The sequence below is a fragment of the Rhizobium sp. BK379 genome (genome assembly GCF_014193955.1).
In the GTDB taxonomy this organism is placed as follows: Bacteria; Pseudomonadota; Alphaproteobacteria; order Rhizobiales; family Rhizobiaceae; genus Rhizobium.
This window is the reverse complement of record NZ_JACIAD010000007.1, coordinates 50478-70031: the sequence shown is the minus strand read 5'-3', so window position 1 is coordinate 70031 and position 19554 is coordinate 50478. Positions and strand designations below refer to the sequence as shown.

Genomic DNA, 19554 nt, shown 5'->3' with positions numbered 1-19554 from the left:
ACCTCACCGATCCAGGATTGTTTTCAGCACGCGGCGCAGCTCTGCTTCCGGCTGGGAAGCCGCTACATGTGAACGCCAAGCGACATGATGGTCGGGACGAACGAGCAGGGCGCCGGAATCGCTGATGTCGCGGGCGCGTGCCCAGTCTCCCGTCAGGTCCTGCCAAATCTGGCGGGGACCGATCTTGTGCACAGTGATCGGCACCGCGAATTCCTTTGAAAGCGCCTTTGCCGCGGAAATCCAGCCGTCGCCCCCGATCCCGGTCAGGATCGTGAAGAGCCCGTGACCGGTGAGATCGAGACTGGAAACCTTTTCTCCCTGCGCCCCGAACAACCAGACATGCGGAAGCCGTGCACCTGGCCAAGTGGTCGGCTGGCAATGAAGTTCGGGATCCTTTTCGAAGGCAGGTTCCGCCTGCCCGTCCTTGACGATCGCCTTCGATGCATAGCGATGATTCATTTCGACGCCATGAGCGTCAAATTCATAGACCTTATAGGCAATGGCATCGCGGATTGCCGCGCGCTGGCGTTCGGCAGCCTCACCGTCATCGCAACGTGCGTCCATGTTCTGCTGCATCTTGACGGGATCGACGGAATCCAGGAGGCCAAGCGCCTTGAAGATCGGACCGAATTCCTCGATCGACTTGTTGGCGCGAGTGACGATCTGTTTGGCGATCGGCGCGCGCTCGGCCTGATAGCTGTCGAGGAGGCCCATTCCGGCCTGTCCTCGGATCACCATGGCAAGCTTCCAGGCGAGATTGAACCCGTCCTGGATCGAGGTGTTGGAGCCCAGGCCATTCGATGGCGGATGACGGTGCACTGCGTCGCCCATGCAGAAGACCCGGCCGCTCGACAGGGTCGTCGCATACATGTTGTTGACCGTCCAGGTGGAGACCGACTTGATCTTTGGTTCAAGGTCGGGAACGCCGACCAATTCACGCACAACCTTGGTTGCGAAGGCGTTGTCGACGGCAGGCGCCGACTGGTTAATGTCATAGCCCCAGACGATCAACCACTCATTCCAGGGCCGCACCATGCGCACGAGGCCCATGCCGATACCGCCGACATCCGCGCCCGGCTGCAACACCCAGTAGAGCACGGAAGGACGATGGGCGACATAACGCGACAGATCAGCCTCGAAGAGGATGTTCATGGAACCGGCAACGCCCATGCGGCCCTCGAAGGACAGGCCGGCATGTTCGGCGACCTTCGAATTGCCGCCGTCTGCGCCGACGAGGAATCTCGAGCGGATCGTCACTTCCTTGCCCGTCAGGCGGTCAAGGCAGGTCGTCGTGACCCCATCCGCGTCCTGGACGTGGCTCAAATATTCGGTCGACATGCGCGACTGGGCGCCGCGCGAGCAGGCCGTCTTGAAGAGCAGCGGCTCCATATAGGTCTGCGGCAGGTCGTTCATCCGCCCTGGCGAGGACAGGAGATGCTCGGCACGTGACAGTGGATGATTGCCCCAGCTCTGCATGCGGCCGATTTCCTCGCCGGCCACCGCCGTACAGAAGACATTCTGGCCCATCAGGTCCTGTTCCGTCGCAAAGAGATAGGCCTCGTCTTCAACGTCCAGGCCGAGATCGCGCAGGACCTCCATAGTGCGCTGGTTGGTGATATGCGCGCGTGGCGTATTGGCGAGCCAGCGATAGCGATTGATGATAAGCGGCTCCAGACCGTAGCTCGCAAGCAATGCGGCGGTCGCCGAACCCGCAGGTCCCGTGCCTATGATCAAGACGTCGGTGGTGATGTCAGCCATTCGGTCCTCCCTTTTCATTTGGTACAACAGGTCCGCCCCTGAGCAGGCGACGAACTGGAAAGAGTTCGAAGCCGGTACGGTCGGATATCAATCCCCAGAGACCCCGGGGTGCAAACAGCATGGTGACGACGGCGAGCGCTCCAAGTGCCAAAAGGTACCAGGAGCCGTAGGCCGAAAAGGCGTTCTGCAGGAAGAAGAAGACCAGTACGCCAAGGATCGGCCCTTCGATCGTGCCGATGCCGCCGATGACGGTGATGAAGATGACGTAGGCCGTCCAGTCGGTCAGCGAGAAGGCGGCGTCGGGCGATATCCGCGCCTTCTGGAGATAGATGAGCGCGCCGATGATGCCGGTAATGAAGGCCGTGAGCAGATAGATCATCGTCTTCAACCGGCGTGCATCGACGCCCAGCGCACGCGCCGCCGTCTCATTGTCGCGCACTGCGGCAAGCCCGAGACCCTGCCGGCTGCGCAACAGCTTGTAGACGAGTGCAATTGTGATAGCCGCAACGATTAGCGCGAGCCAGAAGGACAGGGCGTCGGCTGCCGCTGCCGCACGCATGCCGAACCAGTCTTCAAGGAGGGAAATGCCGAGCATGTCGCGGGTCGCATCCCGCGGCAGCGATGTGCCGGTGCCGCCGCCGAGCGCCTTCCATTGGGCAAGCAGCAGCCGCCCGACTTCGGCGATCACCCACGTTCCGATCGCAAAATAGGGACCGTAGAGGCGAAAGGCGAAGAATGCGGTCGGCACGGCGATGAGCATGGCCGAAACGCCGGCGAGCGGAATGGCGAATATCGGGTCGAGCCCGGCAAGAATGACAAGGCCGAAGAGAGCATAGGCGCCGCAACCGACAAAGAGCTGCTGGCCGACCGAAATCAGCCCAGCATAACCTGCAAGCAGGTTCCAGCTCTGCGCCAGCGTCAGCATCGTCAGAATGAAGAACAGATCCTGCACTACGCCGCGCGACAGCAAAAGCGGTGCGACCGCAAGGGCGGCGAACACAACCAGGCAGACGAATGAAAAGGCCCGCGACAGCCGTGTGCCTGTTTCGATCCGCCAGTCCTGATATGCCTGGCTCTCGCTCGTCATCGTTTCCAAACCCGTGGTCATGGCGCGGCCTCAATCGACAGCGCGCGGAAAGAGGCCGCGCGGACGCAGGAGCAGGACGATCAGGAAGGCGAGATGCCCGGCAAGAATCTGCCATTCCGGATTGACGGCGGCGCCGATCGTCTGCGCCAGCCCGAGGATGATTCCGCCGGCAAGTGTGCCCCAGAGCGATCCGAGACCACCGATGATCACCGCTTCGAAAGCATAGATCAGCCGCGCCGGCCCGGCTGTCGGATCGAAATTCGCCCGCATGCCGAGATAGAGTGCGGCGATGGTAACGATCATCATCGCCAGGCCCGTGGCGATGGCGAAGATCGAATTCGGGCGAATACCCATCAGGCCGGCGGTGACCACATCATCCGACGTCGCGCGGAAGGCGCGCCCAAGGGCCGTGCGATAGATGAGCTGGTTCAAGGCGACGATGACCACGACTGCCGAGCCGAAGGTCAGGAGCGGCATCAGGCCGGCATTGATGCTCCCCAGTTGCAGCGACGCCGTCTCCAGCGAGCCGGCGGAGATCCTTCTGCTGTCGGCCGTGAAAGCCTCCAGAAGGCCGTTCTGGATGACGATGGAGAGGCCAAAGGTCACAAGCAGTGGCGGCAGGACATCCTTGCCGAGTGTGCGGTTGAGAAGGTGGTATTGCAGCAGCCAGCCGATCGCAAACATCAGGGGTGCGGCGATCAGCGCCGCGGTGAATGGATCAAGGCCAAGCGACGAGACGAGAAGCAGGATCAAGAACGCTGCCAGCACGATGAGGTCACCGTGGGCGAGATTGACAAGCCTCATGATCCCGAAGACCAGACTGAGGCCGGCCGCAAACAGCGCATAGAGCCCGCCAAGCAATACCCCTTGAAGAAGCGTATCAAGCCAGTTCATCGCTCTCCGCTCCAAAATAGGCTGCATGGATTTCGGCCCGGTCGAGATCGCGGGGGCGCCCGGTGAGTGTGATTCGTCCCTCCATCATGCAATAGACACGATCGGCGACCTTCAGGGCCTGGGCGATGTCCTGCTCGACGACGACGATCGCCATCCCGGATGCACGAATACGAGTGAAGGCGGCGTAGATGTCTTTGATGACGACAGGTGCCAGGCCGAGACTGAGCTCATCGCAGAGAAGGATTTCCGGGTTCGACATCAGGGCCCGGCCGATTGCCACCATCTGCTGTTGGCCGCCGGAAAGCGCTGTCGCCGGACTGCCGCGTCGCTCTTTCAGGACAGGAAACAGAGCGTAGACGCTTTCCAACGACCAAGGTCCGGAGCGCTTTGAGCCGTAGCCGCCGATCTGCAGATTCTCTTCCACCGTCAGCGAAGCGAAGAGCTTGCGCCCTTCCGGCACGAGAGCGATGCCGCGACGCACGACATCAAAGGCAGGCACTGCACCGATCGCCTCGCCCCGATGCAAGACCATGTCCGCGCGGTTCGCAATAACGCCAGCGATCGAGCGCATCAGCGTCGACTTTCCCGCTCCGTTGGCGCCGATGACGGCAATCGTCTCACCGGCATCAAGATCAATGTCGATGCCGAAAATAGCCTGGAAGTCGCCGTAAAAAGCCGTCAGGGCGCGGATCTCAAGAAGGCTTGCCATCAGACCTCCACACCGAGATAGATGGTGCGCACCTCGTCCGAAGCCATGATCGCCTCCGGCGCACCGATGCCGACGACCCGTCCGAAATTGAGGACCAATATGCGCTCAGCAACCGCCGTCAGCGCATGCAGCACGTGCTCGATCCAGATGATGGTCATGCCGCGCTGATGAACGCGCCTGATCGTCGCGACCAGCTGCCGGCACTCGCCCTCCGTCAGGCCGCCGGCGATTTCGTCGAGGAGCAGAAGCTTCGGCTTGGTGGCAAGCGCGCGGGCGAGTTCCAGCCGTTTACGCTCCAAAAGGGTGAGCGATGCCGCCGGCCTGTTGGCTTTGGCAATCAGGCCGGTCTCGACCAGGATATCGGCGCAGAAGCCTGCGACATCGACCTCCCTCGCCCGGGTACCAAAAGCGCCTGCGACCAGAAGGTTTTCATAGACAGTCAGGCGCTCGAAAGGTTGCGGGATCTGGAAGGTGCGGCCCATGCCGGCAAGGCAGCGCTGCATCGGCGGCGCATGGGTAACGTCGCGGCCGTCGAAGCTGATGGCGCCGCCCGCAACGGACAGATTGCCGTTGATCAGATTGAAGAGCGTGGATTTGCCGGCGCCATTCGGTCCGATGACCCCGAGCGCCTCGCCAGGCTCGACCGAAAAGCTGATATCCTCTGCAACGACGAGCGCGCCGAAGGACTTCGAGACATCATTAAGTTCCAGGATGGGCATCGGCCAATCTCCGCAAATATCCGCCCGGCCGCAGAGCCGGGCGGACGTGCGCCCTACGCAAGGGCTTCGAGCTTGCCGCCGAGCGGCACGTTTGGTGCAAGGCCATTTTCGACGACGACGAGATCGTAGCCGCCGCCCGATTTCAGCCGCCACTGACCGCCGACCAGCGGCGTCTTGGCGACGTTTTTCTGAGCGAAGGGCGGAAGCTTCTCATTGCCCCAGGCAATCGGTCCGACCAGCGTATCGAGCTTGGTTTCCCCGATCGCCTTCGCCACCGCATCACCGTCGCTGACATCGCCGGCGCGCTTCATGACGTCGACGGCGAGTTCGAACAGGGCATGGGCAAAGCCGATCGGCTGCGTCCAGGGACGACCGGTGGATTTCGTGAAGGCGTCAGCAACGGCAGCCGTCGTCTCACCGGTCAGCGAGGATTTGAACGGATGGCTCGGTGTCCACCAGACTTCCGTCGACAGATTGTGGCCGGCATTGCCAAGCGCCTCGACGGTCTGCGGGAAAAGAAGCGCCTTGCCGATCGAGGCAATCTTCGGCTTCAGACCCTGCTGCTTGGCCTGGTTCCAGAAGGTGGTGAGGTCGGGCGGGATCATCACGCCTGTCAGGATTTCGGTTTGCGCCTGCTTGAAGGCGTTGATCTGTGCGGAGAAATCATCCGTCAGGTTCTGGTAGCGGCCGGTATCGGTCAAACTATAACCGAGCTTTTCGAGCACGGGCGGAAAGCCGACGACCTTGTCGCCCCAGGCATTGCCATCTCCGTCGTTCGGAAACAGCCCGCCGATCTTCTTGTTGGTTTCGATCTGGCCCCACATGCCGGTGAAGACGGCAATGATATCCTCCAGCCCCCAGAAGAAATGGTAGGCATAGTCGAAGGGCTTCCATGAGGCAGGGTCGCCCGGATTACCCTGCTGGCCGATAAACCAGGGCTGCCAGGGCGCGACCGTCGAAATGCAGGGCATGCCCTCGCCTTCGCAGGTGGTCGAAACCGGGTTGGTCGTCTCCGGCGTCGAAGATACCAGCATGAGGTTGATCTGGTCGTCGACGATCAGTTCCTTGGCAACTTCGGCGGCGCGGTTGGGGTTGGACTGGCTGTCCTTGACCACGACTTCATAGCTGAGGCCGAGCTTCTTGGTCGTTGCCAGGAAGGAATCGATGACGAACTTGTCAGCCTCGCCGAAAGCGGCAAGCGGACCGGTCTGCGGACTGACGTAACCAAGTTTGATAGCCGCCGTCTGGCCGATTGCCGGCGCAGCCAAGCCGGACGCAGCAAGCGCGGCTCCGCCGGCGGCCGTCGTCTTCAGAAAATCGCGTCTCGTAAACATGTATCCTCCCATTTTCCTCTCCTCCCAAAGAGCGCGTGATCCGGCAGATCTTCAATCTACCGGCCGGCGGCCTTCCCAGGCCTCCTGCAAGAGCGCCCGGATCGAATCCCGATCGATGGGGCGCGGGTTCCAGTATGGATTTTCGATGGTGATCGATGCAGCGCGGTCGAGATCGGACTGTGACAATCCGAATTCCTTGAGCGACAAAGGTGCGCCGATCGTTTTGGCAAAATCCCAAAGCCCGCCGCCGATCGAACCGCCAAAGATGTCGGCTGCCGTAGCAAGTTCCGATGCTGCCGCCTTGGCGTTGAACGCGGCCGTATGCGGTAGCATCACCGCATGGGTTTCAGCATGCGGGGTTTCAAAAGAACCGCCCAGCGTGTGGCAAATTTTGTGATGCAACGCCATGCCGACAGTGCCGAGCACCGTGCCGCAGAGCCAGGCGCCATAGAGCGCTTCATTTCGGGCGCCCGCGTCATCGGGCCTTTCGACGATCATGGGCAGGCTGCGGGAAAAGGCGCGTAGGCCCTCAAGGGCCATCAGGGTCGAAATCGGATTGCGATCGCGCGCATAGAGACCCTCGACGGCATGCGCCATGGCATTGAGCCCGCTCGTCACGCTCATCGAAATGGGCAGTCCCAGGGTCAACGCCGGATCGTAGATGACGATTTCCGGCAGGATCCGTGCGTCGCGAACGGTCGTCTTGCGACCGCCTTCCGTCTGGCCAAGAATGGGGGTGACTTCCGAGCCGGCATAGGTGGTTGGCACGACGATCTGCGGAAGGTCGGTGCGATAGGCAATCGCCTTGCCGAGCCCCGTCGTCGATCCTCCGCCGAGCGAGACCACACAATCCGCCCTGGTTTCGGCCACGACCTTCATCGCCGCCTCGGTCACGTCGACGGGCGTGTGCATGACTGCGCCGGCAAAGACCCCACAGGCAAGCGGGCCAATGTCGCGGGCCAGTGCTTCGGCATCGGCCCTCTGATGCGGCGTCGAAAGCACCAGTGCCCGCTTGCAGCCGGCATTCGTAATCCATTCAGCCAGTTTGTTTTTACTGCCCGTACCGAAGACGATCTGCGCAGGACTGCCCGCATAGGAAAATGGGCGGATCATGCCGCCCTCCCCGGTTTTGCCCGGACCATGACGAAGGTAAGTTTGACCGCCTTTGCGCTGCGACCGTCGACCTCGAGGGGATCGAAAGAGGTGACGAGTTCGGGCCGCACGCCAAACAGCGCGTCTTCGTGCAGATGCGGATCACTCGCGTCGTAAACATGCGTCGTAATCGTCTCGAAGCCTTTCGCACGCACAACGAAATGCAGATGCGCGGGCCGGCGCAACGGGTAGCCGGCCGCAGACAGCAGCCCGCCGACAGGACCGTCGGCCGGCACGCCGTAGCCGGACGGAACAACGGAGCGATAGGTAAAACACCCCTGTGCATCGGTTCTGAACAGACCGCGCAGATTATGTTCCGGCTGGAGATCCGGCTGCTGGTTCTCGTAGAAGCCCTCTGCATTGGCCTGCCAGGTCACCACCTCAGCATCTGCGACCGGGAGGCCGTCGAGATCCTGGACACAAACCGAGACCAACAGCGGTTCGCCGATGCCATCGAGCGAGATCGACGAAGCCGAAGCACGTTCCGGCGCATCGGCGCGGAAGAACGGCCCGCGGATGGTATTGGGCGTCGCCCCCTTGGGCCGGCGCGAATTGATATCTTCTACGAGTGCCGAAGCGCCGACCAGATCGGACAGGAGGACCCATTCCTGCCGGCGCTCGTCCGAGGCATGACCGACCTCCGTCAGGAAGGCGATGAACCTTCGCCACTCGTCCTGGGTCGGCCGAAATTGTTTGATGAGGTCGTGCACATGGGTCACGGCAGCGGCGAGCAGTTCGACCAGCCTGTCGTCCCGGCCGGAAGAAAAGCGCTCGGCGAAGGCTTCGGACGAAGTAGCCTCGCTGAATGTCAGCGGTTGAGAGCGCCCCGCCATGCCAATCCTCCCGACTTGCTCTGCGACAGTATCGGGAGAATAGCAGGTGGAGACACATCGATTGATGATTTTGTTGGAAGATAATATAACAGATCGTTATGAAGATCGATGAGCGTCACCTGATCCAGCTCGCGGCCGTAGTCAAGACCGGCGGCGTTACCGAAGGCGCGGCTTTGCTGGGGCTCGCGCAACCTGCCGTCTCGCGCACCTTGTCGATGCTGGAGAAACGCCTGGGCGAGCCGCTGTTCGTCAAGGGCCGTCGCCCGCTGCAGCCGACGGCTTTTGGTCTCGCTCTCGCCGAGCACGGTTTCGTCATGCTGGCGTCCTCACGCAAGGCCTCCGATCTCGTCGAGAGTTTCAGGGTCGGCAAGAGCGGCGTCGTGCGCGTAGGCGGTACGCCCTTTTTCATGGACGGACTGATTGCCGGCATCTGTGCGGAGTTTCAGTCGAGCCACCCCGATGTACGCATCGACCAGAGCTACGGTTACTTCCCGGATCTCAGGGCGGCGCTGAAGGCCGACCAGATCGACCTTGCTATCTGTCCTATCGATATTCTCGACGAAGGGTCGGGGCTCGAGTTTCAGCAGATTCTTCCCGGCCGCAACGTTGTCGCCTGTCGGATCACGCATCCCCTGCTCTTGAAGAGGCGGCCACAGCCGAGCCATCTTCTCGAATATCCTTGGGTCGCGCCGCCACCGGGCAGCCCCTTGCTCGCGGACTTGCGCGCGCTGCTTCTCTCATTCGGCGCAACCGAGCTCAAGATCCGCTATTCGGGCGGCTCGCTGATGGCAGTGATCAACTATCTGAAAATGGCCGATGCGCTGACGATCATGCCCCATAGCGTCGTCTTTGCGCAGCGCAGGGACAAATCGATCACGGCACTGCCCATCACCATTCCGCATCCCGAACGAGCGTTGGCGATCCTCAGCCGTGTCGATGCGCCCCGTTCGCCCGCCGTCGACCAGTTTGCCACATTTGTCCGCTCCGGCTTCGAAAGTCTGAGGCACCTCATCAAACGCCACGAGGAGGCGGTCGTATGGGGTCTTTGATATGCCAGTCGCTCCGATCGTGACGCGTCAAAGCGTTTCGAACGACAGCGAAACTGGTTCACAGACTTTCGATGTTATGACCGCCCTGTCGGACTGGTCCCAAAACTCTCGCGAAACCGGCGGGAAAAGTGTGAACGCGACACGTAACCCGCAGCCTCGGCGGCGGCGATTGCCGTCGCGCCGGACGTGATTGCATGGCGCGCTGCCCTTAGACGCTCGCGCCGCAAGATTGCACGGAAGGAGGTGCCGTCCGTGGCCAATCGACGTCGCAGCGTGGACGCTCCAATTCCAAGTTTTTCTGCAACATCAGAAACGTTCCAGGGCTCTGAAGGAGCAGTTGCGATCAGCCAGGCGATATCGTCCGACAGGCTTTGTCTGAAGAGCGGTCGGGCCTCGGCAAGCGGCCGCAATAGCGCCAGAACTTCTGTCAGCCTCAGCCGCTTGATCGTTTCGCCAACGCTGACATCGGCGATCGTGGATGCTGCATGGCAAATCGTCTCGACGAGATCGATGCTTAGTGGCACTGCATCGAGATCGGCGGCACGACCGGCGCGCTCTGCAACGGAAAGCGGTGGAATGCCCGCCGGCAGGGACGGCACGTCGAGCCGCAACGCTGCATAGACGCCCGTCTTGTCGTCCGGAATGTTGACCACGTCCATCGCTACACCGCCGGGCAACACGAAGAGCGAGCCGGCTGGGAAGGACCGGGTGCGATCGCCAAGCCACACGTCCTTTTGGCCGTGAAGCACGATGCAGATCATGGGACAATCAAGTCGAAGAGCGGCCAGCCGTTCGCGGTCGAAGCAGCAATAGGCGAACAGTTGCTCGCCATAAGGATGCATCCCTACGTCGAGCTTCCCCGCCACCATGGGGCGGAGTCGATCGAGCAGGCGGCGGGAAAGCTCGGAACGTCGGTCGCGGATCATCATGTTCATAAGCGCAATGTATGAGAAGGCGCGGCAAGAAAAAATACCGCGGGTGAGCGTTTCGGGCTCAAGTGACCACAAATCTGGCGCACGGCCTGCGAGGAAGGGCGGCACAAGAAAGGTCTTCAACACAAGGAGACCTTTATGAAGACCTTCAAATTTGCGCTTGCAATCGGAGCAACGGTCGCATCGCTATCTTTCGCCTCCACTCCGACACGCGCGGCTCCAGACCTTGAACTTTGGCGTCTCGATTGTGGCGACGTCATCGTCAAGGATCTGTCGATGTTTTCGGACACGTTCGCCTTTGCCGGCAAGAAGGGCGTGCTGACCGACAGCTGCTACGTGATCCGCCACGGTGGCGATTACCTGCTTTGGGACACAGGGCTTCCTGCCGGCCTCATCGGCAAGGCACCCGATCAGGATGCGCCGATCGGCGTCTCGCTCAAAGCCGACATCCCGACACAGTTGAAACAGATCGGCATCAAACCGGAGCAGATCGCCACCATCGGTATCAGCCACAACCATTTCGACCATCTCGGGCAGGCCGCGACCTTTTCGAAAGCAACGCTCATGATTGGGGCTGCCGACTGGCAGACTTTTCATGACAACCCCCTACCCTTCGCGGTTGTACCGGATCTCGTCAAACCCTGGCTTGATGGCAAGGCGAAACTCGACCTCGTGACCGGTGACCGCGACGTCTTCGGCGACGGTAGCGTGATGATGCTATCGATGCCTGGCCATACCAAAGGGGAAGCCGCCCTCCTGGTAAAGCTTGTGAAGAAGGGACCGGTCCTGCTTTCCGGCGATGTCGTACACTTCGCGGACAACCTGGCCACTCATGGCGTGCCGGGTTTCAATGAAAACCGGGCAGATACACTTGCATCGATGGAACGCCTCGAGGCGGTTGCCGCCGGGCTGAATGCCACGCTCGTCATCCAGCACGATCCCAGCCATATCTCGCGCCTGCCGGTCTTCCCCGAAAGCGCAAGGTAAGAGACACAGTCGCCATTGGGCTGTGGTTACAATTGCCACCGGCATGAGATGCCGGTGGCAGCAACGGGTCAGGTCGCCACATCATTCCCTCGACAACCGGAGGCCGACCACCAGACGGCAATTCGGAAAAGGCTAATCACATCGAGGCATTGCCAACTTATCCACAGTTTCGCTTCCGAAATAATTGCCCAAAAAAGCCCGCACTAGCGGGATTCTATGCGGCAGACGGCAGAGCTAATCCGATCGATCGAATTGCGGCCGCCAGGGCGCGGGGTTCTAATCGGATCGTCACGGTGAAGGGCGTAGATGAGACAGGCACCGGGGCTGGGGCTCGTCTTCGTGCTGGGTGGCGAGCCCCAATATTCTCGTCGCACTCATGGCGAGGCTGCGTCAGAAAAGGCTGCGTTGGGGGCTTGAAGGACGAACATCAGAAGGTCCGCCAATGCCGACAACATTGCTCGATTTCGATGACCCGAATAGTCTTGATATTGTCTGCGATGTCATATTGGCGGACTGGTTCAACGCGGGAATAGACACGTTCGATATCAGAGACTTTCGCGGTGAATTGGAACAATACTATATAGAGGCTGGCAGACCCGTCCCAGCGGAGATCGCGGACCCTACAAAGCTTGTTCCAACCCTCCGATTGCTGCAGGCGCGCATGCACATTGTGAAGCCGACACGGATCACCGGTATCGAATGGCAGTTCTTGCGCAATGGTGACCCCATCAAACGCAATGGCAGAAACTTCTGAGCGGAGTGAACATCAGGTATCGAGGTTCTTGACCCTGATGAGTTCCAGCCACACCTCGCGACGATCCCCTCATGTTCTCTTGCGATACCGGAAGCCGCGCTGCGTGCAGCGGAAGGAAGGCGGCCTAAATCGCGTCTCCTCCTATGTCGCCTGTCCTGACTGATGCTGAAGCATTTGTTCGCGAGCGTTTCTAGCCGCCAGGGACAACGCCTCCCCGATCTTTTCGGGACTTGCTGGTTTACTGATGACGGGCCGCCCATCTGTCTGCTCGATGAGATCGGGATTGGCCGTGAAATAGGCGACGCCCAGTCCGAACCCAGCAAAAAGCGCACGAGCGATGGAAGGGCCTGTGAGGCCATCGCCAAGCCGAACATCGACGAGTGCGACATCCGCCTCCGGTCCAAGCTCCACGGCTTCGGACATGTTTGTCGCAATTCCGGCAATCTCGAAGCCGGCGGCGATTGCGACGTCCTCGATTGCGAGAGCAATTCCCGGTTCGTCTTCGACGATTAGCAAGCGCATGGTTCCTCCTGAGGATGGTTCAAATACTTGTCGGCGGCGCGCGAGGACGCTGCTCGACCGGGTTACCCGGTCGCGCCTCGGGACTGCTTGATCTGGACCAAAGGCCCCTGCCCTGCTGGCGAGATTGGCGTCAATGCGCGAGATCAAGATTAGGACACTGCAGCCATCGCAGAGGTCAGTTCCTGTCTCTTGGCGTCTCCAACCGCTAAACCGCTCGGTTCTTAAGCAGTTCCACATATAGGACTTCAGTCTCAGGCCCTATCCGACCAAAGTCCCCGGTGATGAGGTCAATCAAAAAATGCAATAGCATTGACTAATTGATTAGCGGATGCTATTGGGTTTTCATGTTCGAAGCCGAAACCATAACCACTGTCATGCGTGCGCTGGCCGATCCCACGCGGCGGTCCGTGTTCGAGCGTATCGTCAATGCCGAGGAGATAACGGTGGTCGAGCTGACCCGAGGCAGCAATGTCACGCAGGGCGCGATCTCTCAGCATCTCAAATCACTGAAGCAGGCTGGCCTTGTCAGCGAACGCCCGGAGGGCCGCAATGTCTATTACCGCGCGGAGCCTGCCGGTCTCGAACCGCTGGCCGACTGGATGACCCATTACGGCATCTTCTGGCGTGAACGCTTCACCGATCTCAGAAAGCTCCTGAAGGAAATCGACCCATGAACCAAGCCATGAAACCCGGGAGGCACGTCTCCGACACGCAGGCCATCGTCGTGGACGAAGTCTTCCCGCACGCGCCTGATATCATCTGGAAAGCGCTGACCAGCGGCGAGTTGATCGGCCGTTGGCTGATGGCGCCCGATGGATTTGTGCCCGTCACCGGCAATCGTTTCACCTTTCAGACCAAACCGGCCGGCAAATGGGACGGAACCATTCATTGCGAGGTGCTGGAGGTCGTAACGAACGAGCGCTTGTCCTATGCGTGGAAGGGCGGCCATGAGAGCAATGATGACGGATATGGTTCGAAGCTGGAGACGGTGGTGACCTTCACCCTCGCCCAGGCGGAAACCGGCACGCGCCTGCGGCTCGTCCATTCCGGCTTCGATCTACCGAGGAACGACATTGCCTATCGCAACATGAGCGAAGGCTGGAAGAAGGTCGTCGAACGGCTGGATACCGTCGTTGCTGAAGAGGCGACTTCGCAGGGGCTGGATTGAGGCAAGGAGAGAGCGATATGACGAAGTCCTATAACGGCGGCTGCGCCTGTGGCGCGATCCGCTACGAGATATCGGGAGAACCCGCCGTGATGGTCGATTGCCAGTGCCGACAATGCCAGCGCTCCAGCGGTACCGGACATCAATCGCATCTGACTTTCATCGCAGCCGAAGTGAAGGTCGACGGAAATGCATCCGTGTATCAGACGGTCGGCGAAGGCGGGACCGTCAAGCAGCGCGGCTTCTGCCCGACATGTGGATCGGCCGTTTTCATGACATTCCCCGAAATGCCCGAGGTATACATCGTCACGCCGGCAAGTCTTGACGATCCAAGCCGATATCAGCCGCAATTGGTATCCTGGACTGCAACCGGATACTCCTGGGACCACCTCGATCCGGCCGTCCCAAAATTCGAGAAGATGCCGCCGGCCTGAGCACTGGACATGACGCCCTTCTTTCAATGAAAGCAGCACAATCGCGGACCGATTGATCGGACTGCCGGACCTCTCAGCCGTGATGCGGGCATTCAAGCGGCAGAACGTCACTATCCGTCGGGGAAATGGCTCAGCCCTCAATTCGCGGCTTGTTCTACTGAACATGCTGACCGCCTTGCCCGGTCCGCGCCCGTTCCAAGCAGCGATGACAACAGCCGCACAGCTTTGGATTAAATTGGACGCCAGGGCCTTGAATCAGCCAATTTAGCGGTCGAGTGGCCAGAACTCTCAGAGTGATTTCTGCAAAGGTGTGAGTTGACCGTTTCCAATGGCGAGGCGACACTCACGATCTGCGGCAAGCCAGGAGGAAAAATTATGGATGAGCCACACGGCTGGCGCCAGATGACAACCGCGCCGAAAGACGGCAGTCGGATACTCGTTACGATCCGCCCGTCCGAACAGGGGCCGGCAGAAGTTGACCTTGCTTATTGGTCGAATGGCGATCAGTTCGGTGCAGAAGGCTGGCGTGCTTCCGATTCCTCGCCCGGCCGCCTCGTGGAATATGCCGAGCCGGAATTGAAGTGCTGGATGCCAATGCCCTCGGCCAATTCCGGCATCACCTCCATGCCCTCACCCTGGGAAGGCGACGACGCCCAGCAACTCGACGGGTCAGGGATTTGAGAGCTCCTGCGACCGGGTTGCGAGGATTCGATACCCTGCGGATATAAAGGTGCGAGCGGGCAAGGCCCCTCTAGTCGTGCGGCGATTCCCAGGTGCTTCAGAACGGGTAATGATGGTGAGGCTCTTCGACGGTCGTCGTAATGGTAATTGCATCTGCGCCTGAACAAACGGCCCGTTGATGCGGCAGATGTCGCTCTCGATCCGGGCGGCGACCGCGATTGCGCGCTGCTGGTCGCGGCACAGGGTATCCAAACTCTCGTACTAGACCTTCACGTTGCCGATATCCGTGGATGGGGCACTTGCAGAATTGCGTCCTTTCGCAGCGTCTCGCTCCATCGTAAGACTTGGAGCAATGTCAGGAACCGCAATTCACCGTGGACTTCTAATGAACGAACATATGAAGGCTGTTGAACTCAAAAAGGCTTTTCGCCTGATCAACTACGGACCAACGATCCTGGTATCGGCCCGCCACGGCGGCATTGACAACGTCATGGCTGCCGCATGGTGCTGCGCGCTCGATATCGATCCACCGAAGCTGACCGTGGTGGTCGACAAGCTTGCCCAGACGCGAACACTGATCGAGGCGAGCGGACGTTTCGTCATACAGGTGCCGACGGTTGCGCAGCTCCAGCTGACGCATGAGGTTGGAAACCGCAGCCTGTTTGAGGAGCCTGACAAGCTGCAGAAGTCAGGGGTATCGATTTTCGATGTGCCGGGCCAGGACCTGCCCTTCGTGAAAGGCTGCTCGGCCTGGCTCTCCTGCTGGTTGATCGACGAGCCTCATATCCAGGATGCTTACGACCTGTTTATCGGCGACGTAACGGCGGCATGGGCGGATGACCGTGTGTTTCGCGACGGACACTGGCACTTTGAAACAGCCGGGCCTGAATGGCGCAGTCTGCATCACGTTGCGGGTGGTCATTTCTACGCCATTGGCGAAGCGCTTTCGGTCGAAGCAGAACCTGTCGAGCGCGCGTAGTCCCTACACTGACCGGAAGGCCAATCCAGCCTTTTGTCGCACCTGACGTCAGCCCGTCGACGAAAGGTTCTGGAAGAGGAAAACAGGAGAGCGATTGGTAGCGCCATCACCATCGAGGCCGCCATGACCCGCTCGCCGATCGGTGTTGACTCGGTCGATTTGGGCGGCATCGCCGAGCTCAATGGATTGCCGAATATGCCGATCTGCTTTCGATCGTGATGGCGCCCATGGCACGGCGAATGGTTCGCTCGGCCTCAAGGCACTATTCAGGTCCGCGCCACCCTGCCCCATGACATCATCGCCTTCGAATATAGGACCGGCGATCCGGAGGGTTGCCGCAGACGATCGTCGAGGATGGTTTTGTCGATGTGATCGACCGGCCAGGCATAGGTATCGATCTTCTGCCCGAACGGACGAGACGGGGTCTCGCGCAAGACGATTGTCCATTCTTCGATTGATCGACGATCCGAAGGTCGCCACTCGATCCAACTTCAGCGCGAGCAACAGCTGCGGCCGCAGCCAATTGTCATTTGACATCGCGATTATTTGATTCCTATAGTTGATCTATTATGAACTAGATGTTGTTCATATAAGAAACAGGAGAGCAGCGATCTGGAGGAGCAGAGCGCTGAAGACCTGAGGAGGAGGCTCATGGGAATCCGATGGAGCCGCGTCACCCCGCATCTGGCCGTTGCGCCTGCGGCACTGTTGACGCTTGTCTTTTTCGTTGGGGCGATAGGCTGGACCGTCTATCTCTCCTTCACGGCGTCCAGACGCTTTCCCGACTATGAATTGGTCGGCTGGAAGCAGTACTGGCGGCTGTTTCACGATCCGTCCTGGATTCTGTCGCTGCAGAACCTCGTCATCTTTGCTGTGGGCAGCCTGCTGTCGATCGTCACGGGTTTCATCCTGGCAGCGCTGATCGACAAGGAAGTGCATGGCGAGGGCGTCTTCCGCACCGTCTTTCTCTATCCGCTCGCCGTCTCGCTAATCGTCACCGGCCTCGTCTGGCGCTGGCTCTTCAATCCGGGCCTCGGCGTAGAGAATGTGCTGCACTCGATGGGCTGGGAGAGCGCCTCCTTCAACTGGCTTGCAAGTCAGGACACCGTCATGTTCGGCGTTATTCTGGCGGCGGTCTGGCAATCGACCGGTTTCTTCATGGCGCTCATGCTCGCAGGCCTGAAGTCGATCAATACCGAGATCTGGCAGGCTGCGCGCCTCGATGGCGTGCCCTTCTGGCGGCTCTATATCGAGGTCATCATTCCCATGATGAAACTCACCTTCCTGACCTGCATCATCCTGCTCTGCATCGGCGTTGTGAAGGCCTATGACATCATCGTCGCCATGACCAATGGTGGACCGGGCGGCGCCTCGGTCATGCCTGCTTATTTCGTCATTGATGCCTATTGGCAGAAGCAGAACCTCGGTTTCGCGTCCGCGGGTGCCACCGTCATGCTCTTGACGACGCTCATTCTGTTCCTGCCGCTCGTCATCATCACCGCCATCAGGCAAAGGAGGGAGGCATGACGGCGATATCAGCTGCATCGCAATCCGGTCGCGAGACCAGGGTGCGCAGGCGTCCGCTGATCCGGCCGAGCCGGGTGGTGATCTTCCTGTTCCTTTTGATGGCGGCCGCCTTCTTTGCGGTGCCGCTCTATGTCATCGTCGTCACGTCCTTCAAGACGATGGATCAGATCCGCGAGGGACAGATATTCTCCCTGCCCTCGCCCTGGACGACCGATGCCTGGTCTTATGCCTGGATGCAGGCCTGTTCGGGCATGAACTGCAACGGCGTGCGCATCGGCTTTGTCAATTCGCTCTATATTCTGACTCCCAGTCTGGTCCTGACGATCTCGCTGTCGATCATTACCGGTTACGGTCTGGCACTCTGGAACGTCAAATGGGCGAACGGCTTCCTGTTCGTGCTTTTCATCTGCGCCTTCGTGCCGTTCCAGATCATCATGTATCCGCTGATCAAGATCACCGGTGCGCTGCATATCTACGGCACGACATTCGGTATAGCCGTCATTCACAGCGTGTTATCAATGCCTTTCCTCACATTGATTTTCCGCAATTATTTCAAGGGAATGCCGCCGCAGATCATTGCCGCCGCGATGATCGATTCCGGCTCCTTCTGGCGGATCTTCTTCGAGATCGTCCTGCCGATGTCAGGCAATATCATGATTGTCGTGCTGATCCTGATGATAACAGGCATCTGGAACGACTTCCTGGTCGGCCTGACATTCGGTGCGCAGGACACGCAACCGATGACAGTCGTACTCAACAACATCACCGTCACGACGACAGGCGCCAAGAACTATGCGGTCGACATGGCTTCGGCACTGCTCACCGCGCTGCCGCCGCTCGTCATCTACTTCGTTCTCGGCAGGTTCTTCGTGCAGGGCATCACTGCCGGCGCCATCAAGGGATAGAGGCATGCCTTCCATTGCATTCAACAATATAGTCAAGAAGTTCGGCGCGCTGACGGTCATCGAGAACCTGAACCTCAGCATTGGTGACGGTGAGTTTCTTGTACTGCTCGGGCCTTCCGGCTGCGGCAAGACAACGCTTCTCAATCTCCTGGCTGGCCTGCTGGAGATTGACGACGGAGAAATCCTCATCGACGAGCGGGATGTCAGTTACCTCGACCCCAAGGATCGCGGCCTCGCCATGGTCTTCCAGTCCTATGCGCTTTATCCCACCAAGACCGTGCGTGGGAACATGAATTTCGGGCTTTCTTCCCGCGGCATTTCGCGGGAGGAAGCGGATAAGCGGATCGCCTGGGCAGCCAGGCTCTTGCAGATCGAGCATCTGCTCGACCGCAAACCCTCACAGCTTTCCGGCGGCCAGCGCCAGCGTGTGGCGATCGGCCGGGCGCTGGTCAAACAGTACGGCGTCTGCCTGTTCGACGAGCCGCTCTCCAACCTCGACGCCAAGCTGCGCAACGAGATGCGCATGGAGATCAAGAAGCTCCACAACCAGCTCAAGAATACCGTCGTCTACGTGACCCACGATCAGGTCGAGGCCATGACCATGGCCACCAAGATCGCCGTGATGAACAAGGGCGTCATCCAGCAGTTCGGCACGCCGGATGAGATCTACAATGAGCCGGCCAACCTTTTCGTCGCCGATTTCGTCGGGTCGCCAGCCATGAACCTGCTCGACTGCACCCTCAGGCGTGATGGCGGCGATCTCGTTGCCGTGGATGAGAAGGACAGCATCCGCATCAATCTCGGCGAATATAAGTGGAAGTCGAAGGCTGCCGAAGGCAAGCCTGTGAAGATCGGCTTTCGGGCGGAGGAGCTTCTGATCGAGGAGCGCCAGGATGCGGGAAATACCGTCCGTTTCGATTGCCCGGTCGAATATTTCGAGAAATCCGGACCAGATGCTTTCGCCTTCCTGACCATGTCGGGAAAGAGCATCGCCGTGCGCATCGATGGGCGAGACGCAAATCGCTATCGCAGCCAGCCGGCTCTGCCCGTTTATCTGCCGCTGACCAAATTGAACGTCTTCGACGCTCCGACCGGCCAGCGGCTCTGATGAGATCTAAAAGGGAGGAATGATG

Annotated in this window: 22 protein-coding genes; 11 read left to right on the top strand and 11 right to left on the bottom strand. The window is 59.9% G+C overall.

Annotated features, from left to right (window positions below):
- Positions 1-3 precede the first annotated feature (3 nt).
- The 8 genes from FHT93_RS26490 to FHT93_RS26455 are packed head-to-tail and all read right to left on the bottom strand — an operon-like array spanning position 4 to position 8486.
- Complete coding sequence (locus FHT93_RS26490) at positions 4-1758, bottom strand: FAD-dependent monooxygenase (protein WP_183850250.1); 1755 nt, start codon at positions 1756-1758, stop codon at positions 4-6.
- Positions 1751-2866, bottom strand: a complete 1116-nt coding sequence (locus FHT93_RS26485; RefSeq protein WP_183850248.1) for a branched-chain amino acid ABC transporter permease — start codon at positions 2864-2866, stop codon at positions 1751-1753. Before FHT93_RS26485 ends, FHT93_RS26490 begins: the two co-directional genes overlap by 8 nt.
- 9 nt (positions 2867-2875) lie before the next feature.
- Positions 2876-3739 (bottom strand): branched-chain amino acid ABC transporter permease, encoded by an 864-nt coding sequence (locus tag FHT93_RS26480; protein WP_183850246.1) that lies wholly within the window; start codon positions 3737-3739, stop codon positions 2876-2878.
- Positions 3726-4448, bottom strand: a complete 723-nt coding sequence (locus FHT93_RS26475) for an ABC transporter ATP-binding protein (RefSeq protein WP_183850244.1) — start codon at positions 4446-4448, stop codon at positions 3726-3728. The genes FHT93_RS26480 and FHT93_RS26475 overlap by 14 nt, the downstream gene beginning before the upstream one ends.
- Positions 4448-5167, bottom strand: a complete 720-nt coding sequence (locus tag FHT93_RS26470) for an ABC transporter ATP-binding protein (protein WP_183850242.1) — start codon at positions 5165-5167, stop codon at positions 4448-4450. Before FHT93_RS26470 ends, FHT93_RS26475 begins: the two co-directional genes overlap by 1 nt.
- A gap of 53 nt (positions 5168-5220) precedes the next feature.
- Positions 5221-6501: an ABC transporter substrate-binding protein gene (locus tag FHT93_RS26465; protein WP_183850240.1), complete on the bottom strand. Its 1281-nt coding sequence runs from the start codon at positions 6499-6501 to the stop codon at positions 5221-5223.
- Positions 6502-6552: 51 nt separating this feature from the next.
- The gene (locus tag FHT93_RS26460; protein ID WP_183850238.1) at positions 6553-7614 is read right to left on the bottom strand and encodes a maleylacetate reductase; all 1062 of its coding nucleotides are present in this window, start codon (positions 7612-7614) and stop codon (positions 6553-6555) included.
- Complete coding sequence (locus tag FHT93_RS26455; protein WP_183850236.1) at positions 7611-8486, bottom strand: dioxygenase; 876 nt, start codon at positions 8484-8486, stop codon at positions 7611-7613. The genes FHT93_RS26460 and FHT93_RS26455 overlap by 4 nt, the downstream gene beginning before the upstream one ends.
- Before the next feature lie 98 nt (positions 8487-8584).
- Between FHT93_RS26455 and FHT93_RS26450 the strand changes: the two genes are divergently transcribed.
- A complete protein-coding gene (locus tag FHT93_RS26450; RefSeq protein ID WP_113014174.1) occupies positions 8585-9535 on the top strand; it encodes a LysR family transcriptional regulator in 951 nt (316 codons plus the stop codon).
- A 74-nt stretch (positions 9536-9609) separates the two neighbouring features.
- Here the strand turns inward: FHT93_RS26450 and FHT93_RS26445 are convergent, their stop codons facing one another.
- Positions 9610-10470, bottom strand: a complete 861-nt coding sequence (locus FHT93_RS26445) for a helix-turn-helix domain-containing protein (protein WP_246781741.1) — start codon at positions 10468-10470, stop codon at positions 9610-9612.
- Positions 10471-10605: 135 nt separating this feature from the next.
- Between FHT93_RS26445 and FHT93_RS26440 the strand changes: the two genes are divergently transcribed.
- A complete protein-coding gene (locus tag FHT93_RS26440; RefSeq protein ID WP_183850234.1) occupies positions 10606-11454 on the top strand; it encodes an N-acyl homoserine lactonase family protein in 849 nt (282 codons plus the stop codon).
- 442 nt (positions 11455-11896) lie between these two features.
- Entirely contained in the window at positions 11897-12208 is a 312-nt protein-coding gene (locus FHT93_RS26435; protein WP_113014173.1) for a hypothetical protein, read from the top strand.
- Positions 12209-12349: 141 nt separating this feature from the next.
- Here the strand turns inward: FHT93_RS26435 and FHT93_RS26430 are convergent, their stop codons facing one another.
- A complete protein-coding gene (locus FHT93_RS26430) occupies positions 12350-12730 on the bottom strand; it encodes a response regulator (protein WP_112545432.1) in 381 nt (126 codons plus the stop codon).
- Between the two features lie 344 nt (positions 12731-13074).
- On the opposite strand from FHT93_RS26430, the gene FHT93_RS26425 reads away from it, so the two are divergent.
- The 5 genes from FHT93_RS26425 (at position 13075) to FHT93_RS26405 (ending at position 15989) form a co-directional block, all read left to right on the top strand.
- On the top strand, positions 13075-13404 hold the full coding sequence (locus FHT93_RS26425) for a metalloregulator ArsR/SmtB family transcription factor (protein WP_112970396.1): 330 nt from the start codon (positions 13075-13077) through the stop codon (positions 13402-13404).
- Positions 13401-13898: an SRPBCC domain-containing protein gene (locus FHT93_RS26420; RefSeq protein WP_183850232.1), complete on the top strand. Its 498-nt coding sequence runs from the start codon at positions 13401-13403 to the stop codon at positions 13896-13898. Before FHT93_RS26425 ends, FHT93_RS26420 begins: the two co-directional genes overlap by 4 nt.
- 17 nt (positions 13899-13915) lie before the next feature.
- The gene (locus tag FHT93_RS26415) at positions 13916-14329 is read left to right on the top strand and encodes a GFA family protein (RefSeq protein WP_113210271.1); all 414 of its coding nucleotides are present in this window, start codon (positions 13916-13918) and stop codon (positions 14327-14329) included.
- A gap of 375 nt (positions 14330-14704) precedes the next feature.
- The gene (locus tag FHT93_RS26410; RefSeq protein ID WP_112545436.1) at positions 14705-15010 is read left to right on the top strand and encodes a hypothetical protein; all 306 of its coding nucleotides are present in this window, start codon (positions 14705-14707) and stop codon (positions 15008-15010) included.
- A gap of 385 nt (positions 15011-15395) precedes the next feature.
- Positions 15396-15989: a flavin reductase family protein gene (locus tag FHT93_RS26405; RefSeq protein WP_183850230.1), complete on the top strand. Its 594-nt coding sequence runs from the start codon at positions 15396-15398 to the stop codon at positions 15987-15989.
- Positions 15990-16255: 266 nt separating this feature from the next.
- Here the strand turns inward: FHT93_RS26405 and FHT93_RS26400 are convergent, their stop codons facing one another.
- Positions 16256-16423 (bottom strand): hypothetical protein, encoded by a 168-nt coding sequence (locus tag FHT93_RS26400; RefSeq protein WP_183850228.1) that lies wholly within the window; start codon positions 16421-16423, stop codon positions 16256-16258.
- A 217-nt stretch (positions 16424-16640) separates the two neighbouring features.
- Between FHT93_RS26400 and FHT93_RS26395 the strand changes: the two genes are divergently transcribed.
- The 3 genes from FHT93_RS26395 to FHT93_RS26385 are packed head-to-tail and all read left to right on the top strand — an operon-like array spanning position 16641 to position 19529.
- Positions 16641-17516, top strand: coding sequence for a sugar ABC transporter permease (locus FHT93_RS26395; RefSeq protein WP_112545438.1), 876 nt, complete (start codon positions 16641-16643; stop codon positions 17514-17516).
- Positions 17513-18421 carry a carbohydrate ABC transporter permease gene (locus FHT93_RS26390; RefSeq protein ID WP_112545439.1) on the top strand — a complete coding sequence of 303 codons (909 nt, stop codon included), beginning with the start codon at positions 17513-17515 and terminating at the stop codon, positions 18419-18421. Before FHT93_RS26395 ends, FHT93_RS26390 begins: the two co-directional genes overlap by 4 nt.
- Positions 18422-18425: 4 nt before the next feature.
- Positions 18426-19529, top strand: a complete 1104-nt coding sequence (locus FHT93_RS26385) for an ABC transporter ATP-binding protein (RefSeq protein WP_112545440.1) — start codon at positions 18426-18428, stop codon at positions 19527-19529.
- The last annotated feature ends 25 nt before the right edge of the window (positions 19530-19554 follow it).